This window comes from Phytohabitans kaempferiae (genome assembly GCF_042433955.1).
GTDB classification, from domain to species: Bacteria; Actinomycetota; Actinomycetes; order Mycobacteriales; family Micromonosporaceae; genus Phytohabitans; species Phytohabitans kaempferiae.
Genome location: NZ_JBHLUH010000084.1, coordinates 164,499 through 188,029, shown reverse-complemented (window position 1 = coordinate 188,029; position 23,531 = coordinate 164,499). Strand labels below are relative to the sequence as shown.

The 23,531-nt window shown below is 71.3% G+C and carries 22 protein-coding genes and 1 pseudogene; 14 read left to right on the top strand and 9 right to left on the bottom strand.

Annotated elements, in window-relative coordinates; genetic code table 11:
• Positions 1–314: 314 nt before the first annotated feature.
• From ACFFIA_RS38895 to pstB, 7 genes are all read left to right on the top strand, one after another.
• Positions 315–1,028, top strand: coding sequence for a winged helix-turn-helix transcriptional regulator (locus tag ACFFIA_RS38895; protein WP_173057698.1), 714 nt, complete (start codon positions 315–317; stop codon positions 1,026–1,028).
• A 184-nt stretch (positions 1,029–1,212) separates the two neighbouring features.
• Positions 1,213–2,100 (top strand): polysaccharide deacetylase family protein, encoded by an 888-nt coding sequence (locus ACFFIA_RS38890; protein ID WP_377261393.1) that lies wholly within the window; start codon positions 1,213–1,215, stop codon positions 2,098–2,100.
• Between the two features lie 74 nt (positions 2,101–2,174).
• On the top strand, positions 2,175–3,140 hold the full coding sequence (gene mshD, locus ACFFIA_RS38885) for a mycothiol synthase (RefSeq protein WP_377261358.1): 966 nt from the start codon (positions 2,175–2,177) through the stop codon (positions 3,138–3,140).
• 226 nt (positions 3,141–3,366) lie between these two features.
• Entirely contained in the window at positions 3,367–4,455 is a 1,089-nt protein-coding gene (gene pstS, locus ACFFIA_RS38880) for a phosphate ABC transporter substrate-binding protein PstS (protein WP_377261356.1), read from the top strand.
• Between the two features lie 95 nt (positions 4,456–4,550).
• Positions 4,551–5,537, top strand: a complete 987-nt coding sequence (gene pstC, locus ACFFIA_RS38875) for a phosphate ABC transporter permease subunit PstC (RefSeq protein ID WP_377261354.1) — start codon at positions 4,551–4,553, stop codon at positions 5,535–5,537.
• Positions 5,538–5,598: 61 nt separating this feature from the next.
• A complete protein-coding gene (gene pstA, locus ACFFIA_RS38870; RefSeq protein WP_377261390.1) occupies positions 5,599–6,507 on the top strand; it encodes a phosphate ABC transporter permease PstA in 909 nt (302 codons plus the stop codon).
• Between the two features lie 3 nt (positions 6,508–6,510).
• Positions 6,511–7,398: a phosphate ABC transporter ATP-binding protein PstB gene (pstB, locus tag ACFFIA_RS38865; RefSeq protein ID WP_377261352.1), complete on the top strand. Its 888-nt coding sequence runs from the start codon at positions 6,511–6,513 to the stop codon at positions 7,396–7,398.
• Positions 7,399–7,508: 110 nt separating this feature from the next.
• Here the strand turns inward: pstB and ACFFIA_RS38860 are convergent, their stop codons facing one another.
• Positions 7,509–8,384, bottom strand: a complete 876-nt coding sequence (locus ACFFIA_RS38860; RefSeq protein WP_377261350.1) for an NUDIX hydrolase — start codon at positions 8,382–8,384, stop codon at positions 7,509–7,511.
• A 95-nt stretch (positions 8,385–8,479) separates the two neighbouring features.
• Here ACFFIA_RS38860 and ACFFIA_RS38855 point away from each other — a divergent pair, with 95 nt between their 5' ends.
• On the top strand, positions 8,480–9,457 hold the full coding sequence (locus tag ACFFIA_RS38855; RefSeq protein ID WP_377261348.1) for a Gfo/Idh/MocA family protein: 978 nt from the start codon (positions 8,480–8,482) through the stop codon (positions 9,455–9,457).
• 19 nt (positions 9,458–9,476) lie between these two features.
• Here the strand turns inward: ACFFIA_RS38855 and ACFFIA_RS38850 are convergent, their stop codons facing one another.
• From ACFFIA_RS38850 to ACFFIA_RS38840, 3 genes are read right to left on the bottom strand one after another with little or no spacing between them, the layout of a single operon-like run.
• A complete protein-coding gene (locus ACFFIA_RS38850) occupies positions 9,477–10,478 on the bottom strand; it encodes an inorganic phosphate transporter (protein ID WP_377261346.1) in 1,002 nt (333 codons plus the stop codon).
• Between the two features lie 3 nt (positions 10,479–10,481).
• Complete coding sequence (locus tag ACFFIA_RS38845) at positions 10,482–11,108, bottom strand: DUF47 domain-containing protein (RefSeq protein ID WP_377261344.1); 627 nt, start codon at positions 11,106–11,108, stop codon at positions 10,482–10,484.
• Positions 11,105–11,983, bottom strand: a complete 879-nt coding sequence (locus ACFFIA_RS38840; RefSeq protein ID WP_377261342.1) for a PPK2 family polyphosphate kinase — start codon at positions 11,981–11,983, stop codon at positions 11,105–11,107. Before ACFFIA_RS38840 ends, ACFFIA_RS38845 begins: the two co-directional genes overlap by 4 nt.
• Positions 11,984–12,042: 59 nt before the next feature.
• On the opposite strand from ACFFIA_RS38840, the gene sigJ reads away from it, so the two are divergent.
• A complete protein-coding gene (gene sigJ, locus ACFFIA_RS38835) occupies positions 12,043–12,990 on the top strand; it encodes an RNA polymerase sigma factor SigJ (RefSeq protein WP_377261340.1) in 948 nt (315 codons plus the stop codon).
• A 136-nt stretch (positions 12,991–13,126) separates the two neighbouring features.
• On the opposite strand, the gene ACFFIA_RS38830 is transcribed toward sigJ, so the two are convergent.
• Positions 13,127–13,630, bottom strand: coding sequence for a DUF402 domain-containing protein (locus ACFFIA_RS38830; RefSeq protein ID WP_377261337.1), 504 nt, complete (start codon positions 13,628–13,630; stop codon positions 13,127–13,129).
• A gap of 135 nt (positions 13,631–13,765) precedes the next feature.
• Here ACFFIA_RS38830 and ACFFIA_RS38825 point away from each other — a divergent pair, with 135 nt between their 5' ends.
• Together ACFFIA_RS38825 and ACFFIA_RS38820 are read left to right on the top strand one after the other, a co-directional pair.
• Positions 13,766–14,476: a hypothetical protein gene (locus ACFFIA_RS38825; RefSeq protein ID WP_377261335.1), complete on the top strand. Its 711-nt coding sequence runs from the start codon at positions 13,766–13,768 to the stop codon at positions 14,474–14,476.
• Between the two features lie 88 nt (positions 14,477–14,564).
• Positions 14,565–16,616: an ATP-dependent DNA helicase gene (locus ACFFIA_RS38820; protein ID WP_377261332.1), complete on the top strand. Its 2,052-nt coding sequence runs from the start codon at positions 14,565–14,567 to the stop codon at positions 16,614–16,616.
• A gap of 149 nt (positions 16,617–16,765) precedes the next feature.
• Here ACFFIA_RS38820 and ACFFIA_RS38815 read toward each other — a convergent pair whose 3' ends face one another.
• The gene (locus ACFFIA_RS38815) at positions 16,766–18,064 is read right to left on the bottom strand and encodes an AI-2E family transporter (protein ID WP_377261330.1); all 1,299 of its coding nucleotides are present in this window, start codon (positions 18,062–18,064) and stop codon (positions 16,766–16,768) included.
• 111 nt (positions 18,065–18,175) lie between these two features.
• Here ACFFIA_RS38815 and ACFFIA_RS38810 point away from each other — a divergent pair, with 111 nt between their 5' ends.
• Positions 18,176–18,514, top strand: coding sequence for a GroES family chaperonin (locus ACFFIA_RS38810; protein ID WP_377261328.1), 339 nt, complete (start codon positions 18,176–18,178; stop codon positions 18,512–18,514).
• Here the strand turns inward: ACFFIA_RS38810 and ACFFIA_RS38805 are convergent.
• Together ACFFIA_RS38805 and ACFFIA_RS38800 are read right to left on the bottom strand one after the other, a co-directional pair.
• Positions 18,505–19,872 (bottom strand): annotated as a pseudogene (locus ACFFIA_RS38805) (PrsW family intramembrane metalloprotease); the annotation flags it as partial. The gene ACFFIA_RS38810 and the pseudogene ACFFIA_RS38805 overlap by 10 nt on opposite strands.
• A 157-nt stretch (positions 19,873–20,029) precedes the next feature.
• Entirely contained in the window at positions 20,030–21,166 is a 1,137-nt protein-coding gene (locus ACFFIA_RS38800) for an FUSC family protein (RefSeq protein WP_377261326.1), read from the bottom strand.
• 29 nt (positions 21,167–21,195) lie between these two features.
• On the opposite strand from ACFFIA_RS38800, the gene ACFFIA_RS38795 reads away from it, so the two are divergent.
• Positions 21,196–21,819: an HD domain-containing protein gene (locus tag ACFFIA_RS38795; protein WP_377261323.1), complete on the top strand. Its 624-nt coding sequence runs from the start codon at positions 21,196–21,198 to the stop codon at positions 21,817–21,819.
• Here ACFFIA_RS38795 and ACFFIA_RS38790 read toward each other — a convergent pair.
• Complete coding sequence (locus ACFFIA_RS38790; protein ID WP_377261320.1) at positions 21,806–22,075, bottom strand: DUF4031 domain-containing protein; 270 nt, start codon at positions 22,073–22,075, stop codon at positions 21,806–21,808. The two genes, ACFFIA_RS38795 and ACFFIA_RS38790, sit on opposite strands and share 14 nt — an antisense overlap.
• A gap of 55 nt (positions 22,076–22,130) precedes the next feature.
• Between ACFFIA_RS38790 and ACFFIA_RS38785 the strand changes: the two genes are divergently transcribed.
• Entirely contained in the window at positions 22,131–23,525 is a 1,395-nt protein-coding gene (locus tag ACFFIA_RS38785; RefSeq protein WP_377261318.1) for an FAD-binding oxidoreductase, read from the top strand.
• Positions 23,526–23,531 lie beyond the last annotated feature (6 nt).

The following is a 23,531-nucleotide window of genomic DNA, read 5'->3' as shown; positions in this document are numbered from 1 at the left end:
TCGATCATGGAGGCCCTTGCCTGTTTCCGCAGCCCCCTCCCCGCATCACTCGTCTAGGGCGTGCGGGCGCTCGTGGCCGCCCGCGTGTCAACCGGCCCCACCATCGCCGGCACGGTGGAATATATGGTTGATCACACAAATGAACGGACGGGCACGGGAGCGTTTCCGGCTGACAATCGGTTAAGCTCATCCCGAAGTCAACAGCACCCCGCCCGTCAGCGACGCCGGGACCGACGCGCAGTCACTCCGGTAAGCCGGTAGCCCGGATTACCGCCGGTCACCGCGCGGCCCAGCGCCGCGAGGACGGAGGTCAAGTGGAAATCCTGTTGCTGGTGACAGCCCGTGCCGGTGAGCCATCCGCTGTGCTCCCCGCGCTCGACCTGCTCCCCCACTCGGTTCGCACCGCACCTCGCGACGTGCGCACGCTCGTGTCCGGCCCGAGCCCCGACGCGGTCATGGTGGATGCCCGTTCCGAGCTCGCCGAGGCCCGCGCCACCTGCCGCATGCTCCACGCCACCGGGCTGGGCGTGCCGCTGGTCGCCGTGGTCACCGAGGCCGGCCTGATCGCGCTCAACGCCGACTGGGGCGTCGACGACGTCATCCTCGCCAGCGCGGGTCCGGCCGAGGTCGAGGCCCGCCTGCGCCTCGCGGTCGGCCGGCTCACCAACGCCACCTCTGGCGCCGGTGGGCTGATCCGGGCCGGCGAGCTGAGCATCGACCCCGACACCTACGCTGCAAAGCTCAAGGGCCGCCCGCTCGATCTCACCTACAAGGAGTTCGAGCTGCTGAAGTTCCTGGCCCAGCACCCGGGTCGAGTGTTCACCCGCGACCAGCTACTGCGCGAGGTGTGGGGCTACGACTACTTCGGCGGCACTCGCACGGTCGACGTGCACGTCCGGCGGCTGCGCGCCAAGCTCGGCTCGGAGTACGAGTCGATGATCGGCACGGTCCGCCAGGTCGGCTACAAGTTCGTCGTGCCGCCGAGCCGCCCGCTGCCCGACAGCGAGCCGGCCCCGCTGCCCGTCTGACCTCTCAGCGCCAAAGTTCACCTCGAAGCGCCATCCAGCCCCGGCTGGGTGGCGCTTCGTCCTATGCAGACGAGTTGGGCGATTTTGACTTTAAGATCCTTAAGTCAGTTTTATCCTCGGGGTCGTGCCTGTTATCCAGGAGGCCACCGAAGCCGGTGAGGCCAAAGAGCGCACCGGTGCCGCCCTGTCCAACGTTCGTACAGTGGTCATCGTCGCGGGCATCCTCGCCGCGATCGTGGCAAGTGCCTACCTGGTCGGCCGCAATCTGGGCGCCGACACCGCCGAGCTGCGGGCGACGCAGACGGCCGAGCCCACGACCAGGGCGCCCCAGCCCGTGGCGGCCGCGCCCCGACCAGCGCCACCGGTGGCCGTACAGCCGTTCGCCGGCCCGGGACTCCCGCCGCTGCCCATGGAGAAGGGCGGGCCGTTCGGGAGCCGGCGCACCACCGGTACGGCCGAGGTGGCGCTCACCTTCGACGACGGCCCCGACCCGGCGCAGACCCCGCAGGCCCTCGCACTGCTCAGGCGATACGGGGTGAAGGCCACGTTCTGCCTGGTCGGCATCAACGTGGTGGCGTTCCCGGGGCTGGTACGCCAGATCGTCCGCGAGGGGCACACGCTGTGCAACCACTCGTGGGAGCACAACGTACGGCTGGGCGTGCGCTCGCGGGCTGCCATCCGCTCCGACCTCAACCGCACCAACGACGCGATCAAGGACGCCGTGCCCGGTGCGAAGGTGTCGTACTACCGCCAGCCGGGCGGCGCGTGGACCGCCCCGGTCGTCGCCGTCTCCCGTGAACTCGGCATGACGCCGCTGCACTGGACCGTGGACCCGCAGGACTGGCGGAAACCGAGCGCGGGGAGCATCGCCAGCACGGTGAACTCGGGCACGACCCGCGGCGCGATCGTGCTGCTGCACGACGCGGGCGGCGACCGGCGGAGCACGATCGCCGCGCTCCGCTCGATCCTGCCCAACCTGGCACGCCGCTTCCAGCTCAGCGCGCTGCCGCCGGGCATCGACCCGCCCCGCATGCACGGCCGGGAGTGGCCGCTCAAGCTCGGCCAGATCTGAGTACCGCCCCGCCACGGCCTGGTCCCATCCGCAAGATCGATGAGACCGGACGCCGGGCGCTATACCGTGACCTGGTGACCTCCCTACAGCCCGTCGCCGCCCGGACCGACCAGCTCACCGTGGACGAGGTGCGGGAGGTGCTCGCACTCGCCCAGGCGGCCGGCGACACCGACGGGGCGTACCCGCTCTCCGAGCACGTCGTGCTCCACCTGCGGCACGGTGGCGACGCTCCGGCCGTACACCTGCTGGCGCGGGACCCCGACGGCGCGCTCGCCGGATATGCCCACCTGGACACCACCGACCAGGTCGAAGGGGCGGCCGCGGAGCTGGTGGTGCATCCGCTGCGCCGCCGGCGCGGGCTCGGGCGAGCCCTGGTGCGAGCGGCGATGGACGTCACCGACGAGATAGACCCGCGCGGACGCCTGCGGCTGTGGGCGCACGGCGACCACCCCTCGGCCGGGGCGCTCGCGCTCGGCCTCGGCTTCGTACGCGCCCGTGTGCTCCTCCAGATGCGCCGCTCGCTCTTCGCCCCGCTGCACGAGCCGCGCCTGCCGGAGGGCGTGACGGTGCGGCCGTTCCGGCCGGGCGCCGACGACGAGGCGTGGGTCGCGCTCAACGCCCGGGCCTTCGCCGACCACCCCGACCAGGGCCGCTGGACCCTGCACGACCTGCGCGTGCGCATGGCCGAGCCGTGGTTCGACCCGGAGGGCTTCCTGCTGGCGGTCGACGAGGCGGACGGGCGGCTGCTCGGCTTCCACTGGACCAAGGTGCACGGCGCCCGCGGCCACCAGCACGAGCCGATCGGCGAGGTGTACGTGCTGGGCGTCGACCCGGCCGCCCACGGCACCGGGCTCGGCTCGGCACTGACCGTGGTCGGCCTGCGCCACCTGCGCGGCCGAGGGCTGGATCAGGCGATGCTCTACGTCGACGAGTCGAACGCCCGGGCGGTGGCGCTGTACAGCCGACTCGGCTTCGCCCGTTGGTCCACGGATGTGAGTTACCGCCGCATTGTTCACTCGGTCACGACCGCATCAACGTGACGTCGCGTAGCGGTAACGACTGCCCGTCAATATCGGATATTTCCGGCACAAGCTCCCGAGTTCACGGAACAGACAACTCTCCCTCAGGACCGCGCAATCTTCGCTGATAAACGTGTTCACTCCGCGTTCATCCACGCCGTGGAAGCCGGCTACCTCTCGCTCTTAGCGTCGCCTTTGTTCGGCCAGCTCACGGCCGTGCGCAACCCAACAGAGAGGCTTACCTGAGGTGAACCGCAACGTGCTCTCGCGGCGTGCCCTCGTCGGCGTCGCGATCGCCGCGCTCGCACTTGCCGGCTGCGGTGGCGGTGATGACGACAGCGACACCGGCACCGGCGGCACTGACGCCAGCGCCGGCGCCAGTGAATACGCCAACCTTTCCGGCGACCTGAAGGCGTCTGGGGCCAGCTTCCCGGACGCGTACTACCAGGAAGTCATCACCGAGTTCAAGGGCGTAGCCCCGAACCTCACGGTCAACTACAACGCGGTTGGCTCCGGTCAGGGCAAGAAGGACTTCGGGGCCAACCTGAACGACTTCGCCGGCTCCGACAGCACCGTCAAGGACGGCGACGGCCCGACGGCCGGCTCGTTCCTCTACGTGCCGACGGTCGCCGCCCCGATCACGGTGTCCTTCAACATCTCCGGCGTGGACAAGCTCCAGCTGAGCCCCGACACGCTGGCTAAGATCTTCCAGACCGACATCAAGACGTGGAACGACGCGGCCATCGCCGCCGACAACCCCGGCGTCACGCTGCCGGCCACCAACATCACCGTCGTGCACCGCGCCGAGGGCTCCGGCACCACCAACAACTTCACCAAGTACCTGGTGGCCGCGGCTCCCGACACCTGGAAGCTGAAGAGCGGTGACGTGGTCGACTGGCCGGCCAGCACCCAGGGCGCCGAGAAGAACTCCGGTGTCGCTCAGCTGATCAAGCAGACCGACGGCGGGATCGGCTACGTCGACTTCAGCGACGCCCGGGCGAGCGGCCTGAAGTTCGCCGCCATCAAGAACAAGGACGGCCAGTTCGTCGAGGCCAGCATCGAGGGCACGACGGCCGCTCTGCAGGGCGCGGAGATCGCGGAAGACCTCACGTTCAACCCGCTGAACGCGGCGGGCGCGACGACCTACCCGATCACCGCCCCGACCTACATCCTGGTCCGCACCACCTACACCGACGCGGCGAAGAAGGACGCGGTCAAGGGCTTCGTCCGCTACATCCTGACCGAGGGACAGACGCTCGCGCCGGAGGTGGACTTCGCTCCGCTGCCGGACGAGCTCAAGACCAAGGCGCTCGCCCAGCTCGACAAGATCCAGTGACCGACAGCTGAGACACGGACGGGCATTTCCCTCGGGGGCGGGATCGCGAGTCGATCCCGCCCCTGAGGGCGCCCTAGCCCACCGGAGTTGAAACCTTGACGACCCAGACGCAGACCGGGCCCGACCCGAAGACAGCGCTGTCCAGCCGGGGCGGCGGCCCGCGCGCCGACCGCTCCTTCCAGGTGTTGACCCTCGCCGCGGGCCTTCTCGTGCTCGCCGTGCTCGCGCTCATCCTCATCACCACGACGAGGGAGGCCTGGCCGGCGTTCAGCGAGATGGGGCTGCGGTTCATCACGGAAAACCGGTGGGATCCGCCGAGCGAGATCTTCGGCGGGCTCGCGTTCATCTACGGCACCGCGATCGTGTCGCTGATCGCGCTGATCTTCGCCGTGCCGGTCTCGATCGGCATCGCGCTCTTCCTCACCGAGCTCGCGCCGCGGCGGCTGCGCGGGCCGGCCGTTACCGTGATCGACCTGCTCGCGGCGGTGCCGTCCGTGGTCTTCGGCCTCTGGGGCGTCCTGGTGGTGGCCCCGAAGCTGGTCCCGGTCTACCGCTGGTTCCACGACGTCTTCGGCGGCATCCCGTTGATCGGTCGGGTCTTCGGCGACCCGGTGGGCAGTGGCCGCAGCTTCATGACCGCGGGGCTCATCCTCGCCATCATGATCATTCCGATCATCACCTCCATCGCCCGCGAGGTCTTCGACACCGTGCCGCGGGCGGACAAGGACGCCGCGCTCGCGCTCGGCGCCACGCGCTGGGAGATGATCACCGGAGCGGTGTTCCCGCACAGCTTCGGCGGCCTGGTCGGTGCCGTGATCCTCGGTCTTGGCCGGGCGATGGGCGAGACGATCGCCGTAGCGCTGGTGATCGGCAGCTCGACCCAGATCACCGCCAACATCTTCGCCAGCGGCAACGCGATGCCCTCGGTCATCGTCTCGCAGATAGGCGAGTCGAACGGCACGTTCACCGCGGCTCTCGTCGGCCTCGGCGTGGTGCTGTTCATCATGACCGTGCTGATCAACACCGCCGCCCAGGCCATCGTCCGCCGGGCCGAGATCCGGATGAAGGGAAGTGCGGCATGAGCGCGCAGCGAAGCGAAGGGCGAATGTTCCGCAGCGGTTGGCGGGCGGCGTCGTGACCACCATGGCCGACCCGGTCACCCGACCGCCCGCCTCCGACGCGCCCAATCTGACCCGCGGCGCCCTCTCGCTCCGCCGGCGGATCGCCAACCGGCTCGCACTCGTGCTGATCACGCTGGCACTTGTCGTCGCGGTCGTACCGCTCGGCCTGGTCGTCTGGTCAGTGCTCAGCCGAGGCGGCAGCGTGATCAGCTGGGAGTTCCTCACCGCCGACATCCCCAACTCGTTCCGCCGCGCGGGCGGGGGCGTGGGCCCGGCGGTGATCGGCACACTGATCATCACCGGCATGGCCGCGCTGATGGCGATCCCGCTCGGCGTGCTCGGCGCGATCTACCTCAACGAGTACGGCAAGCAGAAGCCGCTCGCCCGGATGATCCGGATGATGGCCGACATCATGACCGGCGTCCCGTCGATCGTGATGGGCCTCTTCATCTACTCCACGTGGGTCCTGCTCTTCGAGTCGCGGTCCGGCTTCGCCGGCGCCCTCGCGCTCGCCTGCCTCATGCTTCCGGTGATCATCCGGAGCACGGAGGAGATGCTGCGGCTCGTACCCGACGAGCTGCGGCAGGCCAGCCTCGCGCTGGGCGCCCGCAAGTGGCGGACCACCGTCACCGTCGTGCTTCCGGCGGCGATCTCCGGTATCACCAGCGGCGTCCTCCTGGCGATTGCCCGGGCGGCCGGCGAAACGGCCCCGATCGTCTTCGTCGTGGGCATCACCTCCGCGACGAACTGGAACCTCTTCGAAGGCGAGAACACCGCACTGCCGGCACAGATCTTCCGGAACGCCAGCCAGGTGTTCGAGCCGGCGCAGGAGCGGGCCTGGGGCTCGGCTCTGACGCTGATCGTGATCGTCCTCGTCTTCACGATCGTCGCCCGCATCATCGCCAACCGCTTCGCCATCAAGGAGCGCTGACCCATGACAAGGCCAAACCCCAAGGTGGACACCGTGACCGACCGCCCCTCCGTCAGCATCAACGCGCCCACCAGCGGCTGGGGTGCCGTCAGCGTCGACTCGCCGCAGGCAGCCGGCGCCCCTGTCATGGACCTGCGTGACGTCAGCGTCTTCTACGGCAACTACGAGGCCGTCCGCGGCACCTCGATGCCGATCCGGCAAAACCAGATCACCGCCATGATCGGCCCGTCCGGCTGTGGCAAGTCGACGATCCTGCGGTCGCTCAACCGGATGAACGACCTCGTGCCCGGCGCGCGGGTCGCTGGCAAGATCACGTACCACGGCCAGGACCTCTACGCCAAGGACGTCGACCCGATCCAGGTGCGCCGCCGCATCGGCATGGTCTTCCAGAAGCCCAACCCGTTCCCGAAGTCCATCTTCGACAACGTGGCGTACGGCCTCAAGATCAACGGCATCAAGGGCAACCTCCACGACCAGGTGGAGGAGGCGCTCACCGGCGCGGCCCTGTGGGACGAGGTGAAGGACAAGCTCAAGACGAGCGGCCTCGCCCTCTCCGGCGGCCAGCAGCAGCGGCTGTGCATCGCGCGCACGATCGCGGTGCGCCCGGACGTGATCCTCATGGACGAGCCCTGCTCCGCGCTCGACCCGATCGCCACCGGCAAGATCGAAGACCTGATGCACGAGCTGGCGAAGACGTACACGATCGTCATCGTCACGCACAACATGCAGCAGGCCGCCCGGGTGAGCCACTACACGTCCTTCTTCACCGCGGAGGTCGACGAGAAGCAGGTGCGGCACGGGCGGCTGGTCGAGTTCAGCGAGACCGGCAAGCTCTTCACCAACCCCACCGACAAGCGCACCGAGGACTACATCACCGGCCGCTTCGGCTGAGCCTTCCCTCTCGCGCTACGGCCGGGCAGTCCACGGGGCTGCCCGGCCGTTCGCATCGTGCGGTGTCCGGCCTCGGCCGGGGCAGTTGACTTCGCGGCTGATGCCGCCGGTCACCGCACGTAGCGTTGGAGGCGGACGGTGCCGTCGGGCGCCAGCTCCGCGCGTGGCATCACCGGCGTCGCCGCGTCTCGGTCGGCCGCCGCGGCCAGCACGGCGGCGACATCGGGGTACTCAGCCAGGTTGCGCAGCAGCACGACCGTGGGCGGCAGCATCGCGATCTCGCCCGCGCGGTAGCGCGCCACCGCGTCGCCGGGCCGCACCCACATCGTGTGGTCGGCCTCGCCGGAGACGTCGCGGGGCACCTGGCCCTCGGGCAGCGCGGCGACGAAGAAGTAGGTGTCGAAGCGGCGCGTCTCGAACTCCGGCGTGATCCACCGCGCCCACGCACCGAGCAGGTCGGACCGGAGCACGAGCCCTCGGCGGGCCAGCACCTCGGCGAGGTGGACCTCGTGGCGCACGAGCCGCTCGCGGTCTCGCTCCCAGTCGTCGCCGCTGGTGTCGATCGTGCCTTCGACACCGGTCGCTGGCTCGGTCAGCGGGCTTTCGGGCGCCGCCTCCGCCAGCAGCACGCCGGCTTCCTCGAAGACCTCGCGCACGGCGGCGCAGACCACCGCCTGCGCCTCCGCCGCCGGACGGCCGAGGCGGCGCGCCCACTCGTCGGCGGGCGGCCCGGCCCAGCCGAGGTCCGCGCCCGCGTCGGCCGGGTCGACCCCGCCGCCCGGGAACGCGTAGACCCCCGAGGCGAACGCCATAGAGGCGGCCCGGCGCAGCACGTACGCCTCGAAGCCGCCGTCTGCGGGGCGCAGCAGCACCACCGTGGCGGCGACGCGCGGCACCGGCGTCGGCCCGCTCTCGCCAGCCAGAAACCGCCGCATCCGCGCGACCAGCGCCTCAGACAGCCGGAACCCGTCTTCGTCGATCACCACAGCGTCACACCGCCCGCCACGCGCTGCTGGTGGGCCCGGTCAGCTCATCGATCGGCTGCGGCATGCCCACCAGTATGCCCGTACGATCCCGTGTCATGAGTGAGCGCACGCGCTGGGGCATCCTGGCCACCGGTGGCATCGCCACCTCGTTCGTGCAGGACCTGAAGCTGCTCCCCGACGCCGAGGTGGTGGCGGTCGGCTCGCGCACGGCGGATTCGGCGCGGGCGTTCGCCGACCGGCACGAGATCCCGCGGGCGTACGGATCCTGGCGCGAGTTGGCCGACGACGGCGACCTCGACGTGATCTACGTCGCCACGCCGCACTCGGCCCACTACGCCGCGACCCGCGTCTGCCTCGAGGCCGGGCGGGCGGTGCTGTGCGAAAAGCCGTTCACGCTCGACCTGACCACGACCGTCGAGCTGCTCGACCTCGCCCGCGACCGTGGTCTCTTCCTCATGGAGGCCATGTGGATGCGGTGCAACCCTGGCGTGCTGCGCATCGTCGAGCTGCTCCGTGCCGATGCGATCGGCGAGGTGACCAGCGTGCACGCCGACTTCGGCGTGGCCGGGCCGTTCGACTCGAACCACCGGATGCGGGCGCCGGAGCTGGGCGGTGGCGCGCTGCTCGACCTCGGCGTGTACCCCATCGCCTTCGCCCACCTGATCCTCGGTGTGCCGCAGCACGTGCGAGCCTGGGCGAAGATCGGCCCCGAGGGCACCGACGAAAACACCGCCATCATCTTCGGGTACGACTCGGGCGCCCTCGCCTCGCTCACCAGCGGCATGCTCGGGCAGACCGCGCTCGCCGCCACGGTGACCGGCACCAAGGGGCGGATCGACCTCGACACGCCGTTCTTCCGGCCGGACCGCTTCACCCTGCACCGCGAGGGCACGGAGCCGGAGGTGGTGGAGGTGACCCGCGAGGGGCACGGCTACCGGTACGAGGCCGAGGAGGTGCAGCGCTGCCTGCGGGCCGGGCTGACCGAGAGCCCGCTGGTGCCGCACGCCGCGACGATCCAGGTGATGGAGCTGCTCGACAGGATCCGCCACGAGATCGGCGTCTCGTACCGGTAACCGCCGGTGGTGCGGCCGATCAGAAGATCGGCCGCACCACCAGGTACACCAGGCTCGCCATCAGCCCCGCCGCGGGGAACGTCAGGATCCAGCCGCCCACGATCGTGCCCGCCACCTCCCAGCGCACCGCGGAGAGGCGTTTGGTCGCGCCCACGCCCATGATCGCCGAGGTGATCGTGTGCGTGGTCGAGATCGGGGCGCCGAGTACGAGCGCGTTGAAGTACAGCACCGAGCTGGCCACCGTCTCCGCCGCGAAGCCCTCCGGCGGGCGGAGGTCGACGATCTTGCGGCCGAGCGTGCGGATGATCCGCCAGCCGCCCGCGTACGTGCCCGCCGCCAGCACCGCCGCCGATGCCCAGAACGCCCACTCCGGTATGTGCTCGGGGCTGTCCTGCTGCCCGCCCACGTAGAGCGCGAGCACCACGATGCCGATCGTCTTCGCCGCGTCCTGCATGCCGTGGCCGATCGACATGGCCGCCGCCGAGCAGGTCTGCGCGATGCGGAAGCCGCGGTTGAGCTTGGCCGGATGCCCCTTACGGAAGATCCACAGCACGGCGAGCATCACCAGGAAGCCGAGCGTGAAGCCGACCAGCGGCGACAGGATCATCGGCAGGATGACGTCCTCGACGATCCCGTCCCACAGCACCGTGCCCGAGGCGGCCATCGTGGCCCCCACCAGCCCGCCGATCAGCGCGTGCGACGAGGAGGAGGGCAGGCCGAAGTACCAGGTGATCAGATTCCAGACGATCGCGCCGAGCACACCGGCGAAGACGATGCTCAGGCTGTCGAGACCGGTGGGCAACGCCACCAGCCCACTCCCGACGGTCTTGGCGACGTCGGCGCCGAAGTGCGCGCCGATGAAGTTGCCGACCGCGGCCATGGCCAGCGCCACGCGCGGCGTGAGCGCGCGCGTGGAGACGCTGGTCGCGATCGCGTTGGCCGCGTCGTGGAACCCGTTCGTGTAGTCGAACGCCAGCGCGATGAGAATCACCGCGAGGACGGCGACGAGCTCCCCGCTCAAGGACTATGACTCCTTGACCGCGATGGTCTCGACGGTGTTGGCCACGTGCTCGAACGCGTCGCAGGCCGCCTCCAGCTCGTCGGCGACCTCCTTCATCTTCAGCACCGTCAACGCGTCGTACTCACCGGAGAAGAGCCGGACCAGCAGCATCCGGTAGGCCCGGTCACCGTTGTTTTCCAGGCGGTTGCACTCGATCCAGTAGTCCTCCAGCGCCTTCATCGACTTGAGCCGCGGCATCGCTTCGGCGGTCAGCTTCGCCTGCTCGTCGAGGACGGCGATCAGCTCGTGCATCTCGCGGGGGAGCGAGGGGAGCTTGGTGAGGCCGTACAGGTAGAGGAGGCTGCCGACCGCCTCCAGGTGGTCCATCACGTCGTCGAGCTGCGAGCCCAGCCGGTAGATGTCCTCGCGGTCGAACGGCGTGATGAAGGAAGAGTTGATCTTCTTGTACAGATCGTGGGTGATCTGGTCGCTGTCGTGCTCGACCTCGGTGAGCCGCTCGCTCACCGACTGCACGTCGACGCCGGGCAGCGCGAGTTCGTTGAGCAGCTCGGTGCCGCGGACCAGGTTTTGCGCCGCCTTCGTGAACAGCTCGTAGAAGGCGCCCTCGGTGGGCCGGAAGGAGAACTTCACGAGGCCATCGTCGGCGTGCGGTCCGCCTCCAGCCGCCGACGCTCCGCGTCGAGATCGAAATCAGATCGGGGGTACGACAAACGCATCTCCGTCAACGCCTCCAGCACGATGTTGGCGACCGCCCAGTCGCGATACCACTTGCGGTCGGCCGGTACGACGTACCACGGGGAGTGGTCCGTCGAACACCGGCTGAGCGCGTCGTTGTAGGCCGCCTGGTAGTCCGTCCACCGGGCCCTGGCGTCTACATCGGCCGGATTGTACTTCCAGTGCTTCGTGGGGTCGGTGAGCCGTTCCATCAGGCGTTGCCGCTGCTCATCGTAGGAGATGTGGAGCATCACCTTGACAGGCGTCAATCCATCGTTAATCAGGTCACGCTCGAAGCCGTTGATCTGCCAGTATCGCGAACGCCACACTCGCTCCGGCACCAGCGACTCGACCCGCGCGATGAGCACGTCTTCGTAGTGCGAGCGGTTGAAGACGCCCACCAGCCCGGCCGGCGGCAGCGCGCGCCGGATCCGCCACAGGAAGTCGTGCCTGAGCTCCTCTTCCGTCGGCGCCCCGAAGCCCACGATGTGCAGGCCGAGCGGGTTCATCGCGCCGGCGACCTTCTTGATGGTGCCGTCCTTGCCGCCGCAGTCCATCGCCTGGAGCACCAGCAACAGCCGCCGCCGGTCGCCCGAGGCCTTGGCGCCCGCGTACAGCATCTCCTGCTGCCTGGCGAGCTCAGGGGCCATCGAGGCGAGCTGCTCACGGGCCCAGCCCTTCTGGTCCTTCCCGGTCACCTTGCGGCCGGGAAGACCTGGCGTCGAGCCCGGGTCGATGTCCTTGAGATCCACCGCGGGGCCGACCCGCAGCAGCTCACGTAGCGACGTCATCCGCTGATCATCGCCTACCCCGGACGTCCGCGCCGCTCAGGGTGGGTAACACTGGATCGGTGCGGGATCTCGCCACCGAGTTCGAGGTGGAGCGGAGCCACCTGATGGCGGTCGCCTACCGGATGCTCGGCAGCCGGGCCGAGGCCGAAGACGCGGTGCAGGAGACCTGGCTGCGGTACGCCGCCGCGCTCGCCGACCCGGTGGCCCGCGCCGAGATACGCGACCTGCGCGGCTGGCTCACCACCACCGCCGGCCGCATCTGCCTCGACGTGCTCCGCTCGGCGCGAGTGCGCCGCGAGGCGTACCCCGGTCAGTGGCTCCCGGAGCCGCTCGTCAGCCGGCTGCCCGACAGCGGCCCCGATCCCTCGGAGGTCGCGGCCCGCTCCGACGAGGTGAGCATGGCACTCCTGGTGGTGCTCGAGCGCCTCACGCCCGAGCAGCGAGTCGCCTTCGTGCTGCACGACGTGTTCGCGGTGCCGTTCGACGAGATCGCGACCACTCTGGGCACGACGGCGGAGGCCGCCCGGCAGTTGGCCTCGCGGGCCCGCCGGGCCGTCGCCGACGGCCCGGCCAAGCACACCGCCGACCTGGCCGAGCAGCGCCGGCTGGTCGCCGCGTTCTTCGCCGCCGTCGAGTCGGGCGACATCGAGAAGCTGCTGACCGTGCTGGCACCGGACGCCGTGATGATCGGCGACGGCGGCGGCGTCTTCCCGGCGGCGGGGCGCCCGCTCGCCGGTGCCACCGAGGTCGCCCGCTTCCTGCTCGGCCTCAACCGCGTCGTCGACAGGGACATGCGCGTGGCCAGAGCCGTGCCGGTGCTGGTCAACGGTGCGTTGGGCGTCCAGGTCGACGGCGAGTGGAAGGACGGGCAGCCGATCCGCATGGTGATGTCGCTCGCGTTCGCCGACGGCCGGGTCACCGGCATCTTCAACCAGCTCAGCCCGGCGAAGGTCGCCGCCGTGCCCGCACTCCCCGCCGACGTCGGCGCCTGGCCGCCGGAGTTCTAAAGCGCCGCGCGTGCGTGGGGCTTGAAGCCGCGGAGGGTGCGGCTGCGGGAGCAGCGGCCTGGACCGCGACGGACGTCGCGGTAGCCCAAATTCTTTAGATCTGTCCACAATGCCGGAACTGCGACGGGCAGAAGGCTCATGTCACCAGGGCGAGCCATTTGCGGTATGCCGACGCGAACGGCTCGGTGCCGTCGCCGAGCGCGCCGAGGAGCCAACCGGCGGCCGCCTGCGCCGGCTCGATCACGTCGTCGGGATAGCCGAAGCGCTCCCGGTGCTCGGCGAACTCGTCTTCGTCGCGCAGCTCCACCGCACCGGTCGCGCGCCGACGCACCACGTCGAGGTCGAGGTCGATGATGCGTACGGTGTCGTCCTCCCACCGAGCCGGCGTGGTGATGTCGCAGTAGACCTCGCTGGTGCGGGGCGGCGGGTTGAACATGCCGGTCCACCACGCGTCGTGCGGCACCAGCACCACGAAGGGAATCCGCTCGACCGAGGGACGCCCGTGGTAGACCGAGCGCGTGCCGGCGCTCACACCGAGCCAGGTGCCGAGGTCGTCCTCCGCCAGCCGGCGCGCTGGATAGTCCCGGTGTGCTGCGCCGTCGTACTTGCGGTAGACGACCCGGACCATGTCGCTCGGCATGACCGCACATTAGCTGATGATCCGTTCGGGGGATGCCACGTCCTCTGCACGGTCCCACACGCCTCAAGGAGCTTCGATACAGTCTGCGCACGGCGCCTCCGATTCGCGGTTCCGATATGGATTGGGGCAATCCGGATGACCGACCACGACAGGGCGGGCCTGCTCGCCGAGCTGCGCGCCTTACGCATCCGGGCCGAGGCGTTGAGCGACCGCTTTTCCGCCAGTTTGGATACCCGATATCAAGGTGTTGGAAATGATTCGCACGGCCTGGCGCGAGTGACGCTCGATGGTCAGGGACGAGCGGTGGATGTGGCCATTTCGCGCGAATGGGCGGCCGAGACCGACCCTCCCGGGCTCGCGGCCGCGCTCGTCGCCGCCGCCGAGGCGGCACAGGTCGAGCGGCTGGCCAGGTGGGTCGGGTCCGGCGGTCGCGGGGCGGCGCGGGAGGGCACGGCGCTTGGGCTCACCGGCTCCCCGCCCGCGTCGTCCGGCCCCGATCTGATCCGGGAGCTGCTGCCATTGCTCGCCGAGGCCGAAGGGCAACTCGACGAGGCCGCCGACCGCCTCGCGCGCCATTTCACCGAGCCGTCGACGCTCGCCAGCCGAGGCGGAGAAGTGACCATTTCCACGCTCGGCGACCGAGTGACGGGGATGGAATTCGACTCCCGCTGGATCGGCTCGGCTCGCGTCGACGAGATCGCCGATCAGGTGTGCCGATCGCTCCAGGAGACATACGACCGCACGTGGAGCAATTACGGCACACTTCTGCCATCGGCGCTCGGCGGTATCGTCGCATTCGCCGCCGACCCGGAGCAGATGCTGCGGCGGCTCGGCCTCCAGGCCTGAGCGAGCCCTCGCGCCCGGCCCGCTGCCGCCAACGCGCGCGGTTGTGGATAAGCGCGGATGCGTCGGTCGGGGCGGGTACGGTCGCACGGTGACCACCGCCACCAACGCCCCGCCGACAGCGCCAAAGCCACGGTCTCCCGGTCAGCAGCCCACGGCGGCTGACCTGCTCGCGGCGGCGGTGGGCGCGGTGCCCGGCGGTGCGGCCCGTCCCGGCCAGCAGGCGATGGTGGCGGCCATCGAGCGGTCGATCGAGACCGGCGAGCACCTGCTGGTCCAGGCTGGCACCGGCACGGGCAAGTCGCTGGCCTACCTCACGCCCTCCCTGCTGGTCGACGGTCCGGTGGTCGTCTCCACCGCCACGCTCGCGCTCCAGTCCCAGCTCGTCGACCACGACCTGCCCCGCCTGGCCGACGCGGTCGAGCCGGTGCTGCGGCGGCGGCCGACGTTCGCGGTGTTGAAGGGGCGGCACCACTACCTGTGCCTCGCCCGGTTGGACAACTCCACAGAGGAGGAGCCGGACGACGGGCTCTTCGACGCGCCGGCTCCCGGCACCACCAAGTGGCTTGGCGAGGCGGGCCGGCTGGGCAAGCAGATCCAGCGGCTGCGCGAGTGGGCGATGGAGACCTCCAACGGCGACCGCGACGAGCTCGACCCCGGCGTCGACGACATCGCCTGGCGGCAGGTGTCGATGCCGGCGCGGGAGTGCGTGGGGGCCAACCGCTGTCCATACGGTCAGGAGTGCTTCGCCGAGGCATCCCGGGCGCGCGCCCGCGAGGCCGACATCGTGGTCACCAACCACAGCCTGCTCGCGGTCGACATGCTGGCCGGGCGCCACATCGTGCCACCGCACAAGCTGCTCGTGATCGACGAGGCGCACGAGCTGGCCGACCGGGTCTCCTCGGCGGCCCAGGCCGAGCTGACGCCCGACGCGGTCGACCGGGCGGCGCGGCGGGCGCGCACGTTCATCTCCCCGGAGGCATACGAGGCGCTGGCCGAGGCGGGCGACGCGCTCACGGTCGGCCTGGCCGAGGCGCCGGCCGGACGGATCACCACCGGGCTGCCGCCGGTCCTGAGCGGGGCGTGCACGCTGCTCGACGCGGCGACCCGCACCGGGCTCGAAGCGATCGGCGACATCAAGTCCGACGACCCCGACCCGGTGCGCAAGCAGCAGGCCAAGGCCGTGCTCGACGAGCTGTCGAAGACCGCGCAGCGGCTGCTGGAGGAGGCCGCCCACGATGTCGCGTGGGTCGAGAAGCCGGATGTCGGCGGGCGCCGGGCGCTCGTGGTCGCGCCACTCTCCGTCGCGGGCACGCTCGCCACTCACCTGTACGACGAGCGCACCGTCGTCGCCACCTCGGCCACCCTCACGCTCGGCGGCCGCTTCGACACGGTGGCCCGCGCGCTCGGGCTCGCCGCGCCGGAGCCCAAAGACGGCAAGGCGGGCAAGGAGGGCCTGACCGGCGACGACGGCGACTGGCAGTCCCTCGACGTCGGGTCGCCGTTCGACTATCCGCGGCAGGGCATTCTGTACGTGGCGTCGCACCTGCCGCGTCCCGCCGCCTCCGGCCTGCCGGACGCCGCGGGCGAGGAGCTGCTGGGGCTGGTCAACGCGCTCGGCGGTCGCACGCTCGGGCTCTTCTCCTCACGCCGGGCCGCGCAGCAGGCGGCCGAGCTGCTGCGGGCCAAGACCGACCTGCCGGTGCTGCTCCAGGGCGAGGAGGCGCTGCCGCTGCTCGTCCGGCGCTTCCGGGAGGATCGGGCGAGCTGCCTTTTCGGCGTCATGTCGCTGTGGCAGGGGGTCGACGTACCAGGCGACTCGTGCCAGCTCGTCGTGATCGACCGGCTGCCGTTTCCGCGCCCCGACGAGCCGCTGGCCGCCGCGCGCTCGGCCGCCGTCGACGCGACGGGCGGGTCCGGCTTCGCGTCGGTCAGCGTGCCGATCGCGGCGATCCGGCTGGCACAGGGCGTGGGGCGGCTGATCCGCTCGACGGGCGACAAGGGCGTGGTGGCGGTGCTCGACTCCCGGCTGGAGACGGCGCGCGGCTACGGGCCTTTCCTGCGCAGGTCGCTGCCCCCGTTCTGGTACACGACCCGCCGCGAGGTCGCACTCGGCGCACTCGAACGCCTCCGCGGCCGCTGAAGCCACGCGCGGCGCTTCGCGGTGCCGCGCTTCGCGGCGCGGTGCGGCCCTTCGCGGCGCGGTGCGGCCCTTCGCGGCGCGGTGCGGCGCTTCGCTTCGCGGACGACGAAGCGGTGCCGCCGTGGGCGCCCCGATCGGACGAACGCCCGCTACGGAGGTGTGGATTTGACGACGACCGCGTCGGGAGGCACCTCGGGGCGGCGAGGGCGGCTCAGCCGGCGCGCCGCCGTGTTGAGGACCGCGACCAGCGGCACCGCCACCAGCGCGCCCACGATGCCGGCGAGCACGACACCGGCCGCGATCGCCACGATCACGGCGAGCGGATGGATCGCCACCGCCCGGCCCATGATGAGCGGCTGGAGCACGTGCCCTTCGACCTGCTGCACCGCGATCACCGCGCCGAGCAGGATCAGCGCGCTCACCCAGCCGCTGTCGACCAACGCGATGAGCACCGCGACCGCGCCGGAGAGCGTGGCACCGACGATCGGGATGAACGCGCCGAGGAAGACGAGCGCCGCCAGCGGCAGCGGGAACGGCACGCCGAGGATCCACACCGCGACGCCTATGCCGACCGCGTCGATGAACGCCACGAGTACGGTCGCCCGCACGTACGCCACCAGCGTCAGCCACGAGGCGCGGCCGGCGTCGTCGACCTGCCACCGGGCCCGCAGCGGCAGGATCCGGACCAGGAAACGCCAGATGCGCCCGCCGTCGCGGAGGAAGAAGAACGTCGAGAACAGCACCAGGAACATGCCGGTGAGCAGTTCGAAGAGCGTGGTGGCGGTGGAGACGGCCCCGCTCGTGAGCGACTCGGTGTTGTCGTCGAGCCACTTTTCGGCGGTGTCGACGTAGCTGTCGATCTGCCGGTCGGAGAGCTGGAGCGGACCGGTCTGCAACCACTCCTGGATCTGCCGGATGCCCTGCGTGGCGCTCTCGGTGAGCTGCGGCAGCCCGTCGATGAACTCGGTGATGACCAGCGTCAGCGTGCCGGCCACCGCGGCGAGGCCGCCGATCAGTACGACCGCGGTCGCCAGCGAGCGGGGGAAGCCGAGGCGCAGCAGCCAGCTCACCGCCGGCGCGAGGAGAGCGGAGAGCAACAGCGCGATCACCAACGGGATGACCACGATGTGGACGACACCGATGATCTTGAGCAGCGCCCAACCGAGCACGCCCAGGACGATCAGGCGCCACGCCCACGCCGCCGCGATCCGCAGCCCTCGGGGCACCTCGCCGTCGTCGCGGCTCGCAGTGGAAGGATGTACGTCGGGTGACGTCGCTGGTGGTGGCTCCTCGTCGCGGTAGCCACCGTTGCCGTTGCCGAACTCGCTGGCACGCCGGGCCTCCTCGCGACGTGCCCGCACGGTCTCGCGACCCGCCTCGTATGCCCGGCGCAGATTTGCCCGAACGCGTCCTACCCGACCCTCGCCGCGTTCGCTCACGTCACGCACACCCCCTCCGCTGGCGTTGACGTTTCCCTACCGTATCGGGGACGAAGCGCTCAGCCCTGCCTATTTGTCCCTGAGTTCTCCCCCACAATCGCACGCTGTAGCGTTCGGTAGGTGACCGCCGAACCCGACATCGACCAAGGCTTGCCGATCAGGCTGCTGCACGATCGCGTCCTCGTCCGGCTTGAGGGCAACGAGGGCGAGCGCCGATCGAGCGCGGGCATCGTCATCCCGGCGACCGCCGCGATGGGGCGCCGGCTCTCGTGGGCCACGGCGGTCGGGGTCGGCCCGCACGTACGCTCGATCGTCGCCGGCGACCGGGTCCTCTTCGACCCCGACGACCGCTCCGAAGTGGAGCTGCACGGCCGGGAGTACGTGCTGCTCCGCGAGCGCGACGTGCACGCCGTCGCCGCCCAGCGGGTCGAGACCGACGCGACCGGCCTCTACCTGTAGGGCCGGTCGTGGCCATAGGGCCGGTCGTGGCCATAGGGCCGGTAGTAGCCGTAATGCGGCACCGGCGGCGGGGGTGGCGGAGGTGCCAGCACCACCGGGATCGGCACCACCGGCTGCTCGGGCTGCTCGATCGTGCGCGCGACCCCGTCCGGGAAGGTCACCTGATAGCGGGCGCCATCCCACCGCGCCGCCGGCGCCTGCGGGTCGCGCCCGGCGAAGACTTGGCGGTGCCCGTTGATCGCATCGAGTAGCTCCTGCTCCTCCGCCGACGCGCGAGCCGCCTCCTCGGGGCTGGCGTACAGCCCGCGGCGCATCCCGTCGCGGAGCAGCGCGAGCCGGGTCGCGGAGAACTGGTATCCCCGCATCGCCTTGAGCCCCGGGTCGCCCGCCACACGCCGGGCCCACCGCCGGGCCGAGTGGCGCCGCCCGAGGCTGCCCAGCGCGGCCACCTCCGGCGGGGAGAGCCAGCCGGCCCGCACGTAGTCAGGGAGCATGCGCTCGGTGAGCCGCCCCTCCCAACTGCGCAGCCACACCGCGAGCCCCACCATGCCTAAGAAGACCGGCAGCATCACGCCGATGAAGCCGTACAGCAGGATGAGGTTTTCGCCGGTGACCTGGGTGAGCGTGGGGATGAGGTTCCACGCGCCGTGCAGGATCATCGCGAGCAGCAGGCCGCCGAGCGGGGCGAGCCACCGGATGCGGCGGTCACTCGTGCGGGCGGCGATGCCCAGCCCCACGCCGGTCATCGAGGTGAAGAGCGGGTGGGCGAAGCCGAAGAGCAGGATGCGCCCGATGAAGAGCGCGAAGACCATCTGCGCGCCGGTGGCCGGACCGTACTGGTCGGCGCCCGACGCGTAGCCATGCCCGCCGAGGTAGAGGATGTTTTCCACCATGGCGAAGCCGATCGCGGAGAGGCCACAGTAGACGATGCCGTCGGTGATGCCGGACCACTCGCGCCGCCGCCGCCACAGCAGCAGGAACGGCCCGACCGCCTTCATCAGCTCCTCGATGAACGGCGCGACAAGCACCGCCACCAGCGCGTCCGGCACGTCCCAGCGCTCGAAGAGCATCGCCGCGCCGGTGTTGACCCACAGGGCCGCCAGCGTCGAGGGGAACGCGCCCCAGGCGAAGCAGAAGACGAGGTACCTGGCGGGCTCCGGCTCGTACCGGTCGAGCCAGAGGAAGCAGGCGACCAGCACGGGCACCGGCAGGATGGCCGCCACCAGCCCGATGATCAGCGCGGTGAGGCCGATGTTGTAGCCGAGGAAACCCAGCATCGCGATCGCGCACACGGCGATGAACCCGATGACCGCGCCGATCAGGATGCCGCGCCCGACCGACGACCGGCGCGGCGATGCCGCCCCGACGTCGCTCATGCCCGTCCTCGCTTCGCCGCGGGCGGACATTTCGCTGCGGGCGGGCACGAGGCTCCAAACGCACTGAGCTTGATGACTCGCTCGCCGCGCTCGCTCATGCCGCCCAGCCTAGCCGTCCGCCGGAAAGGGCCGGGTCTCATCAGCCGCGCGGGGAGGGCGGCACATGCCGGCCCACCGCGCGGCGCACCAGGCGGTTGGCGTCCGACCCGTTGACACCGGACGCGCGGACCAGGTCGACCGCAGTGGAGCGGACCTGGGCGACGATCACGCTGCCGGAGAAGCCGACCCCCGCCGCGTACGCCACGCCGGCCTCGCTCGCCGCCCGCAGCGCCCGCTCCCGGGCCGCCACCGGCTCGACCGCGTCCGCCAGCTCCCGCCGCAGCCAGCCCACCGCCTCGCCGAGCGCCTCGACCGCCTCGACCAGTTCCGCCGGCAGCGGCTCGCCGTCGCGCAGCAGCGTGAGTGCCCGCCGCACCAGTACGCGGCTGTTGCGCAGGGCGCGGGCCACGTGTTCGGCCGCGTCGACGTACTGGTTGAGCGCGCCCCGCGCCCGCCACCGCACCGGCGCCAGCGCGGTGGTCTCGCTCGCCGCCTCGATCGCCTCCTGGAGCGTGCGCAGGTCGCCCTCCGCCGCCCGCAGTCGCGCCAGCGCCGCCTCCGCCCGGTCGGTGTCGCGCGACGCGAGCGCCTCGGCGGTCGCGGTCAGCCCCTCCCCGAGTACGTCGAGGGCCGGTCCCGCCGCCCGCCCCACCACGGTCAGCGGGTTGAGCGGGAGCAGCAGCGCCATCACGCCGAGCCCCACCAGGCCGCCGACGAGCGCGTCCACGAACCGGTCGTACGAGATACCGGTGATCGTGGGCGGGGTGAGCGTGGCGACCAGTACGGCCGACGAGGCGGCCTGCGTGACCAGGGCCGACCCGCCGCCCACGAAGATCGCGGTGACGATCGCGAGCGTGACCACCAGCCCGACCTGCCACGGTCCGGTGCCGATCAGGTAGATCAGCAGGTCGCCGACCGCGATCCCGATCGCGACCCCGAAGACCAGCTCGAACGCCCGCCGCAGCCGCTGCCCCACCGACACCGCGAGCGTGATCACCGCCGCGATGGGGGCGAAGAAGGGCGCGCTGTGGCCGATCAGCTCGTGCGCGATCAGCCAGGCGAGGCCGGCGGCGATCCCGGTCTGGAGCGCCAGCAGCACGTTCATCCGCACGCGGCGAAGGCGGTCGCGCAGATCGGCACCGGTGCGCCGGGCCAGCCCATCGGTTGCGAGCGCCATGCCGGGAGACTACCGGGCATGATCGGCGCATGACCCTGATCGAGCGTTGGACGGTGGCGGCGCGAGGCGCCGGCTCGACCGCCGGCGACGCGACGCTGGCCGAGGCGGGCGCGGCCCTGCTCGCCCGGTGGCGGGAGCCGCAGCGGCACTACCACACGGTCGAGCACCTCACCGCGATGCTGTCCACGGTGGACGCGGAGGGCGGTGGCGACCCGGTACGCCTCGCCACCTGGTACCACGACGCCGTCTACGACCCGCGCTCCCCCGGCGACGCCAACGAGCGGGAGAGCGCCGCGCTGGCCCGCGCCGAGCTGGCCGGGCTGGGCGTGCCCGAGCCGGTCGCGGCCGAGGTGGAACGGCTGGTGCTGCTCACGGCCGGGCACGTGGTGGCGCCCGGAGACGCCGACGGCGAGCTGCTCTGCGACGCCGACCTGGCCGTGCTCGCCCGCCCGCCGGCCGAGTACGACGCCTACGCCGCGGCGGTGCGCCGGGAGTACGCGCACGTGCCCGACGACCTCTTCCGGGCCGGGCGGGCGGCCGTGCTCCGCGGCCTGCTCGACCTGCCCGCGCTCTACCGCCGCCCGGCGCTCGCCGCCCGGTGGGAGGCTCCGGCCCGCGCCAACCTGAAACGGGAGCTGCTCAGCCTCGCCTGACCAGGTGCTTGGGGCGGCGCAGCCCGGTGCCGCGGAGCAGGCCGACGATCTCCCGGCTCGACACCAGGCGGGCGCCGAGCCACACCGCCACCTGCACGCGCGCGGCCGGCACGTCGTAGTGATCGCGGTCGAACCCGCGCCGGGGCACGCCGAGCATCTCCGCGAACGCGTGCAGCTCGTCGTACGACACGTCGCTGATCAGGTGGGACCACAGCCGCCCGCGCGCCGGCCAGGCAGGCGGGTCAACGTACAGCATCGCCCGTAACCTCGCTCATGGCCGTCACCGTAGCGCGACAGCTAGCCTGCGAGGCATGGCCGATCTGCTCGCAGCGCTGCGTACCGCCCTTCCAGCCGAAGCCGTCCTGACCGACCCTGACCTGCTGAGGGGCCACCAGCGCGACGAGGCCGACCTGTGTGCGGCGGGCGAGCCGGCGGTGGTCGTACGCCCGCGCACGACCGAGCAGGTGGCCGCGGTGGTGAAGATCGCAGCGGAGCACCAGGTCCCGCTCGTACCGCAGGGGGCCCGCACCGGCCTGGCCGGCGCCGCCAACGCGGTGGACGGCGCGATCCTGCTCTCCACCACGGCGATGAACCGCATCGTCGAGATCGACCCGGTCAACCGCACCGCCGTGCTCCAGCCTGGCGTGGTCAACGCCACACTCGCCGCCGAGGTCGCCAAGCACGGCCTGCGCTACCCGCCCGACCCCGGCTCGTGGGAGTCCTCCACGATCGGCGGCAACGTGGCCACCAACGCGGGCGGCATGTGCTGCGTCAAGTACGGCGTCACCACCGAGTACGTGCTGGGGCTGGAGGTCGTGCTCGCCTCCGGCGAGGTGCTGCGCACCGGGCGGCGCACCGCCAAGGGCGTGGCCGGCTACGACCTGACCCGCCTCTTCGTCGGCTCGGAGGGGACGCTCGGCGTGATCACCGAGATCACGGTGAGCCTGCGCCCGGCCGCCGAGGAGTCGCTCACGCTGGTGGCGCTCTTCCCGTCCACGGCCGCGGCCGGTGCCGCGGTCGCCGCCATCTCCGCCCAGGGGCTCTCGCCAAGCCTGCTGGAGCTGCTCGACCAGACCCACCTGTTCGCACTCGAGGCGTACCAGCCGATGGGGCTGCGCACCGAGGCGAAGGCGCTGCTGCTCGCCGCCTCCGACACCGGCAGCCGGGCCGCGGCCGACCTGGAGCGGATCGCCGCGCTGTGCGAGACGGCGGGCGCCGACGAGGTGTTCGCGGCCACCGACTCCGTCGAGGCGGCCCAGCTGCTCCAGGCGCGGCGGCTGGCGCATCCGGCGATGGAGAAGTACGCGGCCGAGATGTTCCCGCAGGGCAACGGCGGCCTGATCATCGACGACGTGGCCGTACCCCGCTCGGCGCTGGCCGCCCTCCTCGACGGCACCGAGAAGATCGCGGCCGAGCACGGCGTCGCGATCGGCGTGGTGGGTCATGCCGGCGACGGCAACATGCACCCCAACATCGTGGTCGATCGCGCCGACCCCGCGAGCGTGGCGAGCTGCCAGCGGGCCTTCGACGACATCGTGGAGCTGGCGCTCGGGCTCGGCGGCACCTGCACCGGCGAGCACGGCGTCGGCCTGCTCAAGCGGGAGTGGCTGGCCCGCGAGATCGGCCCGGTCGGCGTACGCGTCCAGCAGGCCGTCAAAGCCGCCCTCGACCCGGCCGGCCTGCTCAACCCCGGCAAGATGCTCTAGAAAGGC

What these genes read in the sequence shown, in the direction of transcription:
- pstA (WP_377261390.1), top strand. Translation starts at nt 5,599, where the DNA reads ATGGCCGACCCGGTCACCCGACCGCCCGCCTCCGACGCGCCCAATCTG.
- ACFFIA_RS38785 (WP_377261318.1), top strand. Translation starts at nt 22,131, where the DNA reads ATGGCCGATCTGCTCGCAGCGCTGCGTACCGCCCTTCCAGCCGAAGCC.
- ACFFIA_RS38795 (WP_377261323.1), top strand. Translation starts at nt 21,196, where the DNA reads ATGACCCTGATCGAGCGTTGGACGGTGGCGGCGCGAGGCGCCGGCTCG.
- ACFFIA_RS38855 (WP_377261348.1), top strand. Translation starts at nt 8,480, where the DNA reads ATGAGTGAGCGCACGCGCTGGGGCATCCTGGCCACCGGTGGCATCGCC.
- pstB (WP_377261352.1), top strand. Translation starts at nt 6,511, where the DNA reads ATGACAAGGCCAAACCCCAAGGTGGACACCGTGACCGACCGCCCCTCC.
- ACFFIA_RS38790 (WP_377261320.1), bottom strand. Translation starts at nt 22,075, where the DNA reads ATGCTGTACGTTGACCCGCCTGCCTGGCCGGCGCGCGGGCGGCTGTGG.
- ACFFIA_RS38830 (WP_377261337.1), bottom strand. Translation starts at nt 13,630, where the DNA reads ATGCCGAGCGACATGGTCCGGGTCGTCTACCGCAAGTACGACGGCGCA.
- ACFFIA_RS38800 (WP_377261326.1), bottom strand. Translation starts at nt 21,166, where the DNA reads ATGGCGCTCGCAACCGATGGGCTGGCCCGGCGCACCGGTGCCGATCTG.
- ACFFIA_RS38840 (WP_377261342.1), bottom strand. Translation starts at nt 11,983, where the DNA reads ATGACGTCGCTACGTGAGCTGCTGCGGGTCGGCCCCGCGGTGGATCTC.
- ACFFIA_RS38825 (WP_377261335.1), top strand. Translation starts at nt 13,766, where the DNA reads ATGACCGACCACGACAGGGCGGGCCTGCTCGCCGAGCTGCGCGCCTTA.